The sequence below is a fragment of the Streptomyces sp. NPDC003284 genome, assembly GCF_053589675.1.
This window is the reverse complement of the sequence record NZ_JBSFSI010000015.1, coordinates 99,070-111,377: the sequence shown is the minus strand read 5'-3', so window position 1 is coordinate 111,377 and position 12,308 is coordinate 99,070. Positions and strand designations below refer to the sequence as shown.

At 74.3% G+C, this 12,308-nt stretch carries 13 protein-coding genes; 4 read left to right on the top strand and 9 right to left on the bottom strand.

Going from position 1 to position 12,308, the window contains the following annotated elements:
* Window positions 1-41: 41 nt before the first annotated feature.
* On the bottom strand, window positions 42-635 hold the full coding sequence (locus ACWDYF_RS27540; protein WP_389468146.1) for an NADPH-dependent FMN reductase: 594 nt from the start codon (window positions 633-635) through the stop codon (window positions 42-44).
* Between the two features lie 155 nt (window positions 636-790).
* Between ACWDYF_RS27540 and ACWDYF_RS27535 the strand changes: the two genes are divergently transcribed.
* Entirely contained in the window at window positions 791-1,771 is a 981-nt protein-coding gene (locus ACWDYF_RS27535) for an Lrp/AsnC family transcriptional regulator (protein WP_389468144.1), read from the top strand.
* 51 nt (window positions 1,772-1,822) lie between these two features.
* Here ACWDYF_RS27535 and ACWDYF_RS27530 read toward each other — a convergent pair whose 3' ends face one another.
* Both ACWDYF_RS27530 and ACWDYF_RS27525 read right to left on the bottom strand, forming a co-directional pair.
* A complete protein-coding gene (locus ACWDYF_RS27530; protein ID WP_389468142.1) occupies window positions 1,823-2,407 on the bottom strand; it encodes a sugar O-acetyltransferase in 585 nt (194 codons plus the stop codon).
* Between the two features lie 86 nt (window positions 2,408-2,493).
* Window positions 2,494-2,721, bottom strand: a complete 228-nt coding sequence (locus ACWDYF_RS27525) for a helix-turn-helix domain-containing protein (protein WP_018567271.1) — start codon at window positions 2,719-2,721, stop codon at window positions 2,494-2,496.
* Between the two features lie 216 nt (window positions 2,722-2,937).
* On the opposite strand from ACWDYF_RS27525, the gene ACWDYF_RS27520 reads away from it, so the two are divergent.
* Entirely contained in the window at window positions 2,938-3,165 is a 228-nt protein-coding gene (locus tag ACWDYF_RS27520) for a DUF5133 domain-containing protein (protein WP_018567272.1), read from the top strand.
* 20 nt (window positions 3,166-3,185) lie between these two features.
* On the opposite strand, the gene ACWDYF_RS27515 is transcribed toward ACWDYF_RS27520, so the two are convergent.
* The 3 genes from ACWDYF_RS27515 to ACWDYF_RS27505 are packed head-to-tail and all read right to left on the bottom strand — an operon-like array spanning window position 3,186 to window position 4,272.
* Window positions 3,186-3,611, bottom strand: a complete 426-nt coding sequence (locus ACWDYF_RS27515; RefSeq protein ID WP_381741507.1) for an ATP-binding protein — start codon at window positions 3,609-3,611, stop codon at window positions 3,186-3,188.
* Window positions 3,612-3,644: 33 nt separating this feature from the next.
* Window positions 3,645-3,827, bottom strand: a complete 183-nt coding sequence (locus tag ACWDYF_RS27510) for a hypothetical protein (protein ID WP_389468139.1) — start codon at window positions 3,825-3,827, stop codon at window positions 3,645-3,647.
* Between the two features lie 22 nt (window positions 3,828-3,849).
* Complete coding sequence (locus ACWDYF_RS27505; protein ID WP_389468136.1) at window positions 3,850-4,272, bottom strand: hypothetical protein; 423 nt, start codon at window positions 4,270-4,272, stop codon at window positions 3,850-3,852.
* A gap of 145 nt (window positions 4,273-4,417) precedes the next feature.
* Between ACWDYF_RS27505 and ACWDYF_RS27500 the strand changes: the two genes are divergently transcribed.
* Window positions 4,418-4,945 carry a hypothetical protein gene (locus ACWDYF_RS27500; protein ID WP_389468133.1) on the top strand — a complete coding sequence of 176 codons (528 nt, stop codon included), beginning with the start codon at window positions 4,418-4,420 and terminating at the stop codon, window positions 4,943-4,945.
* 91 nt (window positions 4,946-5,036) lie between these two features.
* On the opposite strand, the gene ACWDYF_RS27495 is transcribed toward ACWDYF_RS27500, so the two are convergent.
* A complete protein-coding gene (locus tag ACWDYF_RS27495; protein ID WP_389468130.1) occupies window positions 5,037-8,066 on the bottom strand; it encodes a helix-turn-helix transcriptional regulator in 3,030 nt (1,009 codons plus the stop codon).
* 619 nt (window positions 8,067-8,685) lie between these two features.
* On the opposite strand from ACWDYF_RS27495, the gene ACWDYF_RS27490 reads away from it, so the two are divergent.
* Window positions 8,686-10,287, top strand: a complete 1,602-nt coding sequence (locus ACWDYF_RS27490; protein ID WP_389468127.1) for a S8 family peptidase — start codon at window positions 8,686-8,688, stop codon at window positions 10,285-10,287.
* Window positions 10,288-10,347: 60 nt separating this feature from the next.
* Here ACWDYF_RS27490 and ACWDYF_RS27485 read toward each other — a convergent pair whose 3' ends face one another.
* Together ACWDYF_RS27485 and ACWDYF_RS27480 are read right to left on the bottom strand one after the other, a co-directional pair.
* A complete protein-coding gene (locus ACWDYF_RS27485; protein WP_389468124.1) occupies window positions 10,348-10,950 on the bottom strand; it encodes an HAD family acid phosphatase in 603 nt (200 codons plus the stop codon).
* A 193-nt stretch (window positions 10,951-11,143) separates the two neighbouring features.
* A complete protein-coding gene (locus ACWDYF_RS27480; protein ID WP_389468121.1) occupies window positions 11,144-12,142 on the bottom strand; it encodes a hypothetical protein in 999 nt (332 codons plus the stop codon).
* Window positions 12,143-12,308: the final 166 nt, after the last annotated feature.

Sequence of the window (12,308 nt, the reverse complement as noted above, 5' to 3'; positions counted from 1 at the left end):
CACTCTCCTTCCGCCCCCTCGGGGGCTGTCGGTCCCGCCGGTCAGCGGACGGTCGCCTCGGTACGGCCGCGCAGGTGTGCCTCGTCCTCGACGAGCCGGACGAGGGCGTCGAGCACGTCGCACAGCAGCCCCCGGGCCGGGGAGTCCTCCGGGAACCGGCCGTCGTCACCGAACTGCCGGTGCGCCTGGAAGAGCAGGAACTCGGGCTGCTGCACGACGTGGGCGTTCATCTTGTGCAGCACCTGCCGCAGCGCCGACTGCGCCCGTACGGTGCCGAAGGGGCCCGGGGAGGCCCCGACCACGGCGACCGGCTTGCGCAGCAGCGCGGGCCCCTCCCCGTCGGCCGGACGGGAGAGCCAGTCGAGGGCGTTCTTGAGCGCGCCGGGGAACGAGGAGTTGTACTCGGGCGTGGCGATCAGCACCGCGTCGGCCTCCCGGACGCGGCGGCGCAGCTCGGCGACGGCAGCCGGTGCCGGGTGCTCCTCGTCCTCGTTGAAGTGCGGCAGGAGACCGAGCCCGCCGAAGTGGTCGAACCGCAGCCGCGGCCCGAGGCGTTCGGCCTCCCGGAGAAGGGTGGTGTTGAGGGAGTCGCGGCGCAGACTGCCGGACAGGGCGAGTACGTCGAGGTGGGTCATGGCGCTCCTTCGAGGCGCAGGCCGGACGCGGCCCGAAAGGGGAAGGGGGGTGCGCGGGCCCTCGGACCCGGCATGATCCATCCTCTGCGGACCGCCGATACGGCGCCAGAAACACCCGCAAGAAAGACGATTCCGCGCCACTTCCACCGCGTAAAATGCTGATGGTGCGCCAACACCTCGACGAGACGGACCGGCGGATCGCCGCCGCGCTGATCGCTTCCCCCCGTGCCTCCTGGCGGGCCGTCGCCACCTGCCTCGGCCTCTCCGAACGCACCGTGGTCCGCCGCGCCGGCCCGCTCTACGCCGACGGCACCCTGCGCGCCACCGCGGAGCGCAACCCGATCCGCTTCCCCGACCTGGTGCCCATGGCCCTGCGCATCCGCTGCCGCCCCGACCGCATCCGGGCGGTCGCCTCCACCCTGGCCCGGCGCACCGACACCCTCTGGGTCGACATTCTCGGCGGCGGCGACGAGATCAGCACCATCGTCTCCCTGGACGGTCCCGAGGCACGCAACCGGCTGCTGCTGCGCGACCTCCCGGCCACCGCCGCCGTCCACGGCTGGACGTCCCACACGGTGCTGCGGGTCTTCCCCGCCTCCCTCAACTGGGGCGCCCGGCTGCTGGACGAGGAGGAGACCGCACGCCTGGGAGTACGGCCGTTCCCGCTCAGCTCCCCGCCGCCGGAGCCGCTGCCCGCCGCCGATCTGGCACTGATCGGGGCGCTGACCGAGGACGCCCGCGCCGACTACGCCACCCTCGCCCTGCGGACCGGCACCACCGCGCGGACCGTCCGGCGCCGGCTGGAGGCCCTGGTGGACGACGGCACGGTACGCCTGGTCACCGAGACCGACCTGGCCCTGCTCGGCCTGCGCACCAAGGCGCAGTTGTGGCTGTCGGTCGCGCCCAGTGCCCTCCAGGCCGCCGGTGAACGGCTCAGCCGCGAACCCGCCGTCCGCTTCACCGCCGCGACCACCGGTCCCGCCAACCTCCTGGTCATGGTCACCACCACCGGCCTGGACGCGCTCTACCGCTTCCTCACCGACACCATCGGCGCCATGGAACACGTCACCGCCATCGAGACCACCCCGGTCCTGGCCACCGCCAAGCGCACCGGCCTGATCCGGCCCGGCTTCTGAGGACGAGGTCGTCCGGCGGGCCGGACTACAGGGCCGGACTACAGGGCCGGACTACAGAGTCCGTACGACCCGGGCGGGGTTGCCGACGGCCACGGTGTTCGCGGGGACGTCCTTGGTGACGACCGCACCGGCCCCGATGACGGAGTTGTCGCCGATGGTCACCCCGGGCAGCACGATCGCCCCGCCGCCCAGCCACACGTTGTCCCCGACGGTGATCGGCCGGGCGGCCTCCAGCTTGTCGCGGCGGGGCCCCGGCTCCAACGGGTGCGTCGGGGTGAGGAGTTGCACGTTGGGGCCGATCTGGCAGTCGTCGCCGATGGCGATCGCGGCGACGTCCAGCGCGGTGAGGTGGTAGTTGACGAAGGTGCGCGCGCCGATGGTGATGTTGCCGCCGTAGTCGACGTACAGCGGCGGCCGCACCTCCGCGCCGTCCCCCAGCGAGCCGAGCAGCTCGGCCAGCAGCGGCCGGGCGGCCCGCGCGTCCTCGGCGTAGGCGGCCTGGTAGCGGTGCGCCAGGCGCACGGCGCGCTGCTGGCGGCGGGCGATCTCCGGGTTGTCGGCGATGTAGGGATCGCCCGCGCGCATGCGCTCCAGGTTCGTGCGCGGATCGCCCGCGAAGTGGTCCGTGGTCGGCATGCGGACGAGCGTAGCCGGGGCGGGCACGGACGAACGCTCTCCTCGGCACCCGCCCGGCCCGGATCCCGCCCCCGGCGCGGGCGGGTTCACCGCGTGCGCGCGGGCCCGGACTCGGCGGGGCGCGCGTGAGGGCGGGGGCCGCCCCGGCCGCGCAGCGGTACGTCCGTCTCGGTGAGCATCTTGTGCACGAACCCGTACGAGCGTCCGTGCGCCTCGGCGATGGCCCGTATGGACATGCCGTGTTCGTACTGCTTCCTCATCTCACGGGCCAGTTCCGCGCGGGCCGTGCCGGTGATCTGCTTCCCCTTGTCCATGTGCTCGTCCCCTTTTTTCTGCGTCTCTGCGTCTCTGCGTCTCTGCGTCGCCTTCCGCGGCCGGTGTCCGGCCGTGATCGTCGTCTACCCCGTTCCGGGGCCGGGGCAACAGGGACCGGCGGTATCGGGTGTGGCGGCCGGGGCCGGGGGTAGCCGGACCCGCGTATCACCCCTGTGAAGCGAACCAGTGTGAAGTGAACAAGGGAGCGACACCAGATGCTCATGGCGCATCCCGCAGTCCTGCGGAATCTCGTCGAACAGTACGACTCGCTGCGCATCCTGCACGCGGAGAACGGCAGTGCCGACGTTCGACAGCGCATGGACGACGTCGCGTACACGCTGTGTGTGTCGACCGGCACCCGGGACATCGACGCCGCCCTCGTCGCCGCCCGCCACCGCCTCCCCGGCGCCCGCACCCAGGACGACTCGGTCCTCACCGCCTGAACCCTGTACGCAGGCGGTGCTCAGCCGCGTGTGCCATGCCCCCGGGGCGGCTGGAAGCAGGCCGTGACCTCCTTGCCCCGGGGGCAGCGGTACGCCTCCCAGGCGTCGGCCAGGGCACCGACCAGGAACAGACCGCGCCCGCCCAGGGCGTCCTTGCTCGGCGGACGCTGTTCGGGCAGGCAGGGCGACGCGTCGTGCACGGTCACGTGCAGACACCTCTCGTCCCAGGTGAGGATCAACTGCGCCGCGCTCCGGGCGTGCACGTGCGCGTTGGTGACCAGCTCGGACACGGCCAGCAGCACCGAGTCCACCAGATCCGGATCCGTCCGCGCCCAGCCCAGCGTCTCCAGATGCGCACGCGTCCAGTCCCGGGCCCCCTTCACCTCGCTCGTCATCGGGAGGGAACGCGCCCACCCCACCGCCCTCAGCGACACGTCCTTCGCCACGATCCCTCCTCGAACCAGCCGACCGGATACACCTCACGTGTGCCCGCGATCCGGCCGGCCAAGGCGGAACGGACGAACTCGGACCGTGACCGGCCGCGCGGCGGCGGCCGTCTCCTCGCCGAGCCGGGCGGCGGCCTGCTCACGGACGGCGGCGTGCGACCGCGCGGTGAACCGCTCGACGACGTCGTCCATGACGCGTTCGATCGGCTTGATCATCCCGGCAGCGCAGAGACGCGCCCTACCGGCCCTCACCCGGCGACGGACCGCTCCCGCCGGGCTCGGGCACCACCGCGGAATCCAGCAGCCGGACGTCGTACTCGGTCCAGCAGTCGGAGATCTCCACACCGACCTCACCACCGCACCGGGCGCACAGCAGGTTGGGCCCGTCGAGCCCGTCCCGCCGGCAACACCCGTGGAGGCGGGCCGAGTCCGTGTGGGGTCTCAGCAGCACACCGTCCAGCGGGTTGATCACCCAGGTGCCGGCCGATCCGGCGGGACCGTACGGATCCGGGTCCCTGGCGAAGAATCCCACCCGCACCGTCGACGGACCGTACGAGTAGTGCTCCCTGCCCCGCACCCTCGGCAGCGGCTGCCACGCCCTTTCTTCGAGCGGCTTCGACAACGGGGCGCCGCACGACCGGCATCTGAAGGCGATCAGCATCCGGACAGGGTATCGGCGGGGCCGCGCCGACGACTTCCCGTCCGTTCGGAGCGGTGCGTGCGGACCGATGCTTCACGTCCCTCCCCGCCCCGCACATACTGGAAAAGCCCGGCGGCGACCGGCCCCGCCGGAGTCGGGAAGGGGTGTGACGAGCCCGATGGAGTCCGACGACGATGCCGTGTGGTGTGCGTGCGCCGCGCTCGGTGGCAGCCTGCTGCCGCTGGTCGACCAGGAACCGTGGCGGCAGGCCAGGCGCCGCGAGGAGTTCGGTGAGCGGGGGCTCGGTGTCCGCCGGGGCGAGCTGCTGACCGGGGCCTTCGCCGCGCTCCTCCTGCACGCGCTCGTCGCCGACGCACACGCGGCGGGCAGCCCCCACGACCTCGGGACGCTGCACGCGATACCCCTGCGGGCGGTGGTGCGGGCATTGCACGACAAATGGGACTACGAGATCCTGGCAGGCTCACCGAAGCGATTCCGCGACGACACCGAGGAAACCGCCGTCGCCGCGCTCCGCCTGCTGGCCTATCAGGTAGGCCCGGAGTGCTTCTGGTTCACCTATGTCGGTACATACGTGCGCCGCGCCCTGACCACCCTCATCGACCGCTCCCGCATGCCGTCCCCGACCTGCGGCGACCTGCGGCAGTGGGCGGGCGGGGCCGGTCTGCTGCCGTGACCCGCGACGAGCGCGTGCAGGAGGAGCGCGGGATCCTCCGGCGAAGGCCCGCGCCCCGCCGTCGCCCCCGTCGCTCCCGTCACCCCGCCGCTCACAGCGCGATGTCCGTCCTGGAACCGACGTTCAACTTCCGCATCACACGCGCCACATGATGCTCCACCGTGCGGACGGACAGCACCAGGCTCTCGGCGATGTCGCGGTTGGAGCGGCCCTGGACGACGAGGCGGGCCACCTCGCGTTCCCGGGGTGACAGCTGGTCGCCGTAGCCGAGGCGGCCACGGCGGTGCGTGGAGACGATGTCGTGGCGGCGCAGCAGCCGTTGGCAGCGGGCCACGTCCCAGCGGGCGCCCAGCTCGCGGTAGACGTCGACGACGTCCCGCAGCCGGTCGGCCGCCGTGGGACAGCGCAGGACGAGCAGACACCGCCCGTGGGCCTCGGCCGCCCGCGCCGCGTCGAAGGGCCGGCCGAGCCGCCGCCACCGCGCCTCCGCGTCCGCGTACGGGCCGAGCGCGTCGGCCGGACCGCCCCCGGCCTCGGCGAGCAGCGCCCGGCACAGGGCCAGCGCCGCCTGCCCGCACGGGACGTCGCGGCCGTCGAGCCCGGCGGCGAAGTCGGCGACGAGCCGCCGCGCCCGCTCGGTCTGGCCGCTCTCGCACAGCGCGGTCACGGCCGTCGGCGCCACCTCCCCGGCCCACACCCAACCGCCGGTCAGTTCCAGCCGGTTGAGGGTCTCCGCCACGGCCTCGCACGCCTGCCCGGGGCGACCGGCCTCCAGGTGGACGCGGGCGGTGGCGGCGGCGGACGCGGTGAGGATGACCCCGGTGTCGTAGCGGGTGACCCGGGCGGCCTCGGCGAGGTCGAGCCGGGCCCGGGAGACGTCCCCGAGCACATGCAGCGCGGTCAGTCCGCGGACCAGCATGGCCTCGGCGGTCAGATCGGGGATCTCCGCGTAGAGCCGGGCGGTGCGGTCGGCGGCGGCGTGCAGCCCCTGCCAGCGGCCCTCGTGCCAGGCGAGGACCAGACGGGCGGTCTGGGTCAGCCCCTCCAGATACGGACTGCTCGTACCGGCCAGCCCGGCGGCGGCCCGGCCCAGGAACTCGTGCGCCCGCGCGCCGTAGCCGAGGGCGGTGGCCGCGTGCGCCAGGTTGGTCCAGCCACGGGTGTGGTGCGCGGCCTCCATCACCGTGGTGGCCGGGCCGCGCAGTTCCTCGGCGGCGGCCCAGGCCCCGGGCTCGCCGAGCAGCATGAGCGCGGTGGCCCGGTTGGCGGCGACGGCGGCCCGCGCGACCGGGTCGGTGATCCGGCCGGTGAGCGCCTCGCCGCGGCGCAGCCAGAAGCGGTGGCGTTCGACGGGCCAGCCCTTGATGGACGGGATCGCGGCCACCGCCATGGCGCGCGCCGCGGTCTGCGGGTCGGACGCCTCCAGGTCGGGGATGGCGCGGGCGACCTCGTTGAGGCTGTCCAGCGCCCCTCCGCTCTGGTTGCGCAGCACGACGCTCAGGTGCAGCCGGATCTCGCCGCGCAGCCGGGGCGGCGGATCGTCCTCGTCCAGCACGCGCCGGACCGCGGCCACCACATGGTCACCGGCACGGGCGAGCTGCGCGGTCCGGGCGAGCCGCCCGGCGGTGCGCACCCGGCTCGCGGCGCGCGGATCCTCGGCGACGGCACGGGTGTAGAGCGCGGTCGCGGTGGCGTAGTCACCGGCCGCGGCCGCCCGGTCGGCGGCCACGACGAGGCAGCGCACGCCCTGGACCGCCTCGCCGCCCAGGATGTGGAGCCGGGCCAGGTCGACCAGCGGCGGCGGCCCGTCCCCGCACCTGCGCAGGGCGCGGGCGCCCCGCAGACCCAGCCGGGCCAGCCGGGGCCCGGGGATCCGCGCCAGCGCGGCCCGGCGCTCCAGCGGCTGCCGTACGGCGACGAGCGGCCCCTCGGCCCGCAGCACCGCCCGGCGCAGGCCCTCCTCCACGGCGGCCTCGGCGCGCTCGGGCACGAGCCCCGCCGTCGCGGCGAGTACACCGGTCCCGGCCGGTCTGCCGAGGACGGCCGCCGCTTCGACGAGGCGCCGCGCGTCCTCGGTGAGCGCCGCGCACCGCCGCTCCCACCCGCGCCGCAGGCCCGGCGCAGGCCCGGCCTCCCGCAGGGCGGTGAGCAGCGGACCCGCCGGGACGTCGGCCTCCTCCCAGGCCCACGGGGCACCCGTGCTCCCCGGCCGGGGACGTTCCGCCGCGCCGCCCTCCCGCAGCAGCTCCTCGGCGGCGGTCAGCAGATGGTGCGCGAACCCGGGCAGCCCGCGGGTCAGTTCGCGCACCGCCGCCGCGGCCTCCTCCCCCTGCGCCGCGTGTTCCGGCAGCCGGGCACCGAGCCACCACCGGACGAACTCCGCCGTCTCCGCGCCGGTCCAGGGTCCGACGTCGATCTCCTCGACCGGCAGCCGCGCCGGAGCCCGGAAGCCGAGGACCGGGACCCCCGGTCCGGGATCCTCGGTGACGACCAGGCGCAGCCCGGCAGGCATCGCCCCGATCAGGCGGCGGAGCAGTGCCAGGGTGGTGGCGTCGGCGCGGTGCACGTCCTCCAGCACGCACACCGTGCCGGTGTGCTCGTACGCCGTCGGCGGCGGCCCCGCCGCGTGCGCCGACAGGGCGCGCAGCAGCCCGTGTTCGGCGCGGCGGCAGGACGACGACGGGCACCGTGCGACCGGACCCGCCCAGCCCGCCGGACCCGCCGGACCTTCCGGGCTGGGCGGACCCGCCGGGCTGGGCGGGCTGGGTGGTCCGGGTGGTGCGGCGGAAGCCGGGACGGTGCCGGTCACCGGCGGCAGCGACCGGCCGGGCGGCAGGAGCGGCGGCGCGGCCGGTGCGGCGGCGACGGCTCCGGGCGGCACCGCCTCCGCCGCCTCGGCGCAGGTCCCGCGCAGTTGCGTCCACGCGGCGAACTCCGGGGCGAGCAGCGCCTCTTCGACCAGCCGGGACACCCCCGCCCCGGACTCCCCGCGGACCACGGTGAGACCCGGCCCCTCCCACAGGGCCGCCCGCAGCCGCCGGACCTCCTGCGCCCGCCCGGTGAACGGCGCGTCGCGGCCCGCCGTCCGGCCCTGTCCCGTGTCGAAGCACCGTCTCTCCACGGTTCCGCCTTCCGCCGACCGCCCGCACCCTGTCGCTCGGACCGGTTTCCTTCCGGCCACGGGGACTTCGCCCCGCCGCCCGGCAGGTGGTCTACCTCCCCGACGGCCGAAGTCGCAATAGGGGTCCACCACCTACAGAACGGCGCGGCGCGGCCCGTACCCCGCGCCCGGACCGGCCGCCGCGCCCGGCTGCGGGGTCCGTCCCCGGCCGCCAATTGTTGGGTAGCGGTACGGATTGCCGGTCCTCGACCGGGTGGCCCAAGCTCTGGGCAGTCCGGCGACGCCTCCCCGTACCCGGTCTCCCCGGCCGGCAGGACGGGCGGTACGGGACGGCCGCCACCCGCGGCCGACCGGCGTGGCCGGACCGTGCCGCACGGGGCCTGATCCCGTGCGGCACGTCGCCCCCACCGCAGCGGACCGCCTGAACCACGAGGCGGCCCGAGCGACGGCCGCCCGGTGCTTGTCATGCCCGCAACATGGGTGACGCGAGTGCTTCCCCGACGGGCCGTGCGCCCCGGGACGAGCGCCTCCCCGCCTCGCCGGGGCGCCCGGTCGGCGGGGGCGACGCCCATCCCCACCGGCCCCCTGCCGGGTCCGGACCGTCCCCAAGGGAGAAACCATGGAGTTCGACGCCCGCGCCGTCCGGCGGGTCCTCGCCGCAGGCGCCAGCGCCGCCCTGCTCTTCGGCGCGGCCATCACCCAGGCCACGGCCGCCCCCGTACCGCCGGGCGGCGGTGAGGGCCGCATCGTCGGCGCCGACCGCCCCGGAGCGGTCGAGGGCTCCTACATCGTCACCTTCACGAACTCCGTCGACCGCGCCGACGTGCCCGCCTCCGCCAAGACCCTGGTCGCACGGCACGCGGGCAGCCTGCGCTACACCTACACCGCCGCCCTGCACGGCTTCGCGGCACGTATGTCGCCGCAGGAGGCGAAGAAGCTGGCCGCCGACCCGTCCGTGGCCCGGGTGGAGGCCGACGCGGCGGCGTACGCGGTCGACACCCAGACCAACCCGCCCTCCTGGGGCCTGGACCGCGTCGACCAGCGCGACCTGCCGGTGGACCGCAGCTACACGTACGGCAGCACCGCGTCGAACGTCAACGCGTACATCGTGGACACCGGAGTCCGCCTGAGCCACCGCGACTTCGGCGGCCGGGCGGTCAGCGGCTACGACTTCATCGACAACGACACCAACGCCTCGGACTGCGCCGGACACGGCACCCATGTCGCCGGCACCGTCGGCGGCGGCTCGTACGGCGTCGCCAAGGGCGTCAAGCTGGTCAGCGTCCGCGTACTGAACTGCCAGGGCACCTCGGGCGACACCTGGGCCCCGGTCCTCGCGGGCATCGACTGGGTCACCAAGAACGCGGTGAAGCCCGCCGTGGCCAACATGAGCATCGGCGGCGGCAAGACCCAGTCGGTGAACGACGCGGTGGCCGCCTCCATAGCCTCCGGTGTCACCTGGGTCGTGGCGGCGGGCAACAACAACGCCGACGCCTGTTCCTACTCCCCGGCCTCCACCGCCTCGGCCATCACGGTCGGCGCCACCGACAGCCGGGACGCCCGCGCCACCGGCTGGTCCAACGGACAGGGCTCCAACTACGGCTCCTGCCTGGACATCTTCGCCCCGGGCGACAGCATCGTCTCCTCGTCCAACGCCGGGGACACCGCCTCCCAGACCATGAGCGGCACCTCCATGGCGACCCCGCACGTGGCCGGCGCCGCCGCCCTGCTGCTCGCCGCGCACCCGACGTGGAGCCCCGCCCAGGTCCGCGACCGACTGGTCGCCGACGCCACGTCCGGCAAGGTCACCGACCCCCGCACCGGCTCCCCGAACAAGCTGCTCTACACCGGCACCGGCACCACCACCCCGCCCACCGGCACCACGTTCGAGAACACCGACGACTACACCATCCGCGACAACAGCACGGTGGAATCGCCCCTCGCGGTCACCGGTGTGAGCGGCAACGCACCGGCCGCCCTCAGCGTGCGCGTGGACATCCGGCACACCTTCCGCGGCGACCTGAAGGTCGAACTGGTCGCCCCGAACGGCTCCGCCCACCTGCTGAAGGACTTCAACAGCAACGACAGCGCCGACAACGTCCAGGCCACCTACACGGTCGACGCCTCCGCCGCGCCCGCCAACGGCACCTGGAAGCTGCGCGTCACCGACAACTGGGCCAACGACACCGGCTACATCAACGCCTGGTCGCTCCAGTTCTGACGCGCACCGCCGGGCCCGCTCCCGACCGCCGGGAGCGGGCCCGGCCGTCCGGGGAGACGGTCAGGAGAGCTGTCCGTCGTAATCGGGGAGCTGGAATCCCCGCTCGTAGTTCTTGTACTCGAAGTCACCTGGGCGATTTCCCACGTTCGCGACGAGGGTGTATCCCTCGGAGACGAACTGCTTGCGGCACCGGATCTTCACATCGACCGCATGGGACTCGTTCTTCTTGAGGCAGATCTCGGTGACCGCCGGATATCCGGCCTTGTCGAGAGCGGCGAGTGCGGCCGATTTCCCGCTCTGTTTCCGGGCGGTGGCGACGAGCACCGCCACGTGGTGGGAGGCCGCCGCCTCGGCGAACTCCAGCACCGGCTTGTTCGGTGCTCCCGGGTGGTACTCGGTCTCCAGCGAGGTGTTGTCGATGTCCAGGACGACGGCCAGCTTCGTACCGCCCCGGGCGACCCGGTCCTCCAGGTAGGGCACGGAAGGGTCCATGACCTCGCGTACGTCCGACTGCCAGGTGGCGTAGTCCGGGAGCGAGGAGACGGCGCGCGGTGCGACGGCCGTCGCGGAGCGGCCCGCCGCGGCCGCGGGCGGGATCGCGGCCGAGCCGAGTGCGGCGAGTGCGGCGGCCGCGGTGGCGGCCCGGAACAGATTCTTACGCATGCTGTTCGCTCTCCATTCGTCTTCTCGTCACCGAGATGTTCTTCTCGTCACCGAGAGGGAAAAGATGAGCTTCCCTGAATTCGGGGAAGCCGCCGTAGAGTTCGCGAGCAGGACGCTAGCAACATCGGCACGGCATATCCAAGAGCGCGTCCACGACCGGCCGTTCACGGTTTTGACGCGTCCGCCCGGCCGCTCATTCCGACGGCGCGGCGTCCCCCTCCGCCATGTGCCAGGAGACGCCGAACTTGCCGGGCCCGAAGTCCAGACCTACGGCGAGCACGGCACCGGAAGGGCTGACCTCCAGCTCGCGGACGGCCTTCGGCTCCCGCTCGCCGATACGGGTGGTGAGCTGACGGCACCGCACCGGCAGGGCGCCGGGATGGAAGCGGACCTCCAGGACGTAGGCGCGCACCACCCCGCGGAAGTACCGGGAGGAATGGTCGCCGCTCACGACGGACCCCTCCGGGGCGCCGGGCCGTACGGAGTCGTACTCGATGAGGACGGTCTCGTTCCTGCGCAGGGCGCGTTCGAAGACCAGTTCCACCGCGGTGAGGCCGGAGGCCGGGTGGCGGACGACCCGTCCCGCCCGGCAGTTGCGCAGATTGGTCAAGGGCGACTCCGCGCTCCGGCCGTCGCCCCAGTCCGACAGCAGGACCAGCCGGTCGGGGCCGTCCTCCTCCGCGCGCAGCACCAGGGTGGCGCGCAGTTCACGGGCCCGGCCGTCCGGACCGACGGTGACCCGGTCGTGCAGGCTCAGCCGGCGCAGGGAGTCGTCGGCGTAGGGGAGGAGCGGAGCCAGCAGACCGGCGGCCTCGGGCCGGGTCGCCCACACGTCGCGGGTCGACGGCATCCGGTCGGCCAGCGTGCGGCGCCCGCGTGGCCGGGGCGGCGCGAGCAGCGCCCGCAGGCCGTTGCCGGGCAGTCCGAGCACCGCTTCGAGGTGCCGCAGCGCCAGCAGCGAACCGGGCCGCTCGGGATGGCGCCGCCCGGACTGCCAGGAACTGAGGGTCGCGACGCTCAGCGAGGCACCGCGCCTGACCAGCCGGTCGCGGACCCGGTCCAGGCTCAGTCCGCTGGCCGTGATGGCGGCCCGCAGCGCGTCCGCGAACGGTCCTCGCTCCAGCAGCCCGGCCAGCTCCTCCGCGAGGGGATCCCCGGAGCCCTCCGAACGCCGCGCCGCAGCATCCGCCATCGACCTTCCACCCTGCTTCCGGCGCCTGCGCGCTTCCCGGCACTTCCCGGCGCTTCCCGGCAGGCGGACGACCTCCACGATGGTGGGGCCTGGCGGCGGCGGGCACAATGCGGCCGTCGTCGGCTGCCGGTCCGGTCCTGTGCGCCGAGCCGGCTCCTCAGACGGT

What these genes read in the sequence shown, in the direction of transcription:
- ACWDYF_RS27540 (WP_389468146.1), bottom strand. Translation starts at nt 635, where the DNA reads ATGACCCACCTCGACGTACTCGCCCTGTCCGGCAGTCTGCGCCGCGAC.
- ACWDYF_RS27535 (WP_389468144.1), top strand. Translation starts at nt 791, where the DNA reads ATGCTGATGGTGCGCCAACACCTCGACGAGACGGACCGGCGGATCGCC.
- ACWDYF_RS27530 (WP_389468142.1), bottom strand. Translation starts at nt 2,407, where the DNA reads ATGCCGACCACGGACCACTTCGCGGGCGATCCGCGCACGAACCTGGAG.
- ACWDYF_RS27525 (WP_018567271.1), bottom strand. Translation starts at nt 2,721, where the DNA reads ATGGACAAGGGGAAGCAGATCACCGGCACGGCCCGCGCGGAACTGGCC.
- ACWDYF_RS27520 (WP_018567272.1), top strand. Translation starts at nt 2,938, where the DNA reads ATGCTCATGGCGCATCCCGCAGTCCTGCGGAATCTCGTCGAACAGTAC.
- ACWDYF_RS27510 (WP_389468139.1), bottom strand. Translation starts at nt 3,827, where the DNA reads ATGATCAAGCCGATCGAACGCGTCATGGACGACGTCGTCGAGCGGTTC.
- ACWDYF_RS27505 (WP_389468136.1), bottom strand. Translation starts at nt 4,272, where the DNA reads ATGCTGATCGCCTTCAGATGCCGGTCGTGCGGCGCCCCGTTGTCGAAG.
- ACWDYF_RS27490 (WP_389468127.1), top strand. Translation starts at nt 8,686, where the DNA reads ATGGAGTTCGACGCCCGCGCCGTCCGGCGGGTCCTCGCCGCAGGCGCC.
- ACWDYF_RS27485 (WP_389468124.1), bottom strand. Translation starts at nt 10,950, where the DNA reads ATGCGTAAGAATCTGTTCCGGGCCGCCACCGCGGCCGCCGCACTCGCC.
- ACWDYF_RS27480 (WP_389468121.1), bottom strand. Translation starts at nt 12,142, where the DNA reads ATGGCGGATGCTGCGGCGCGGCGTTCGGAGGGCTCCGGGGATCCCCTC.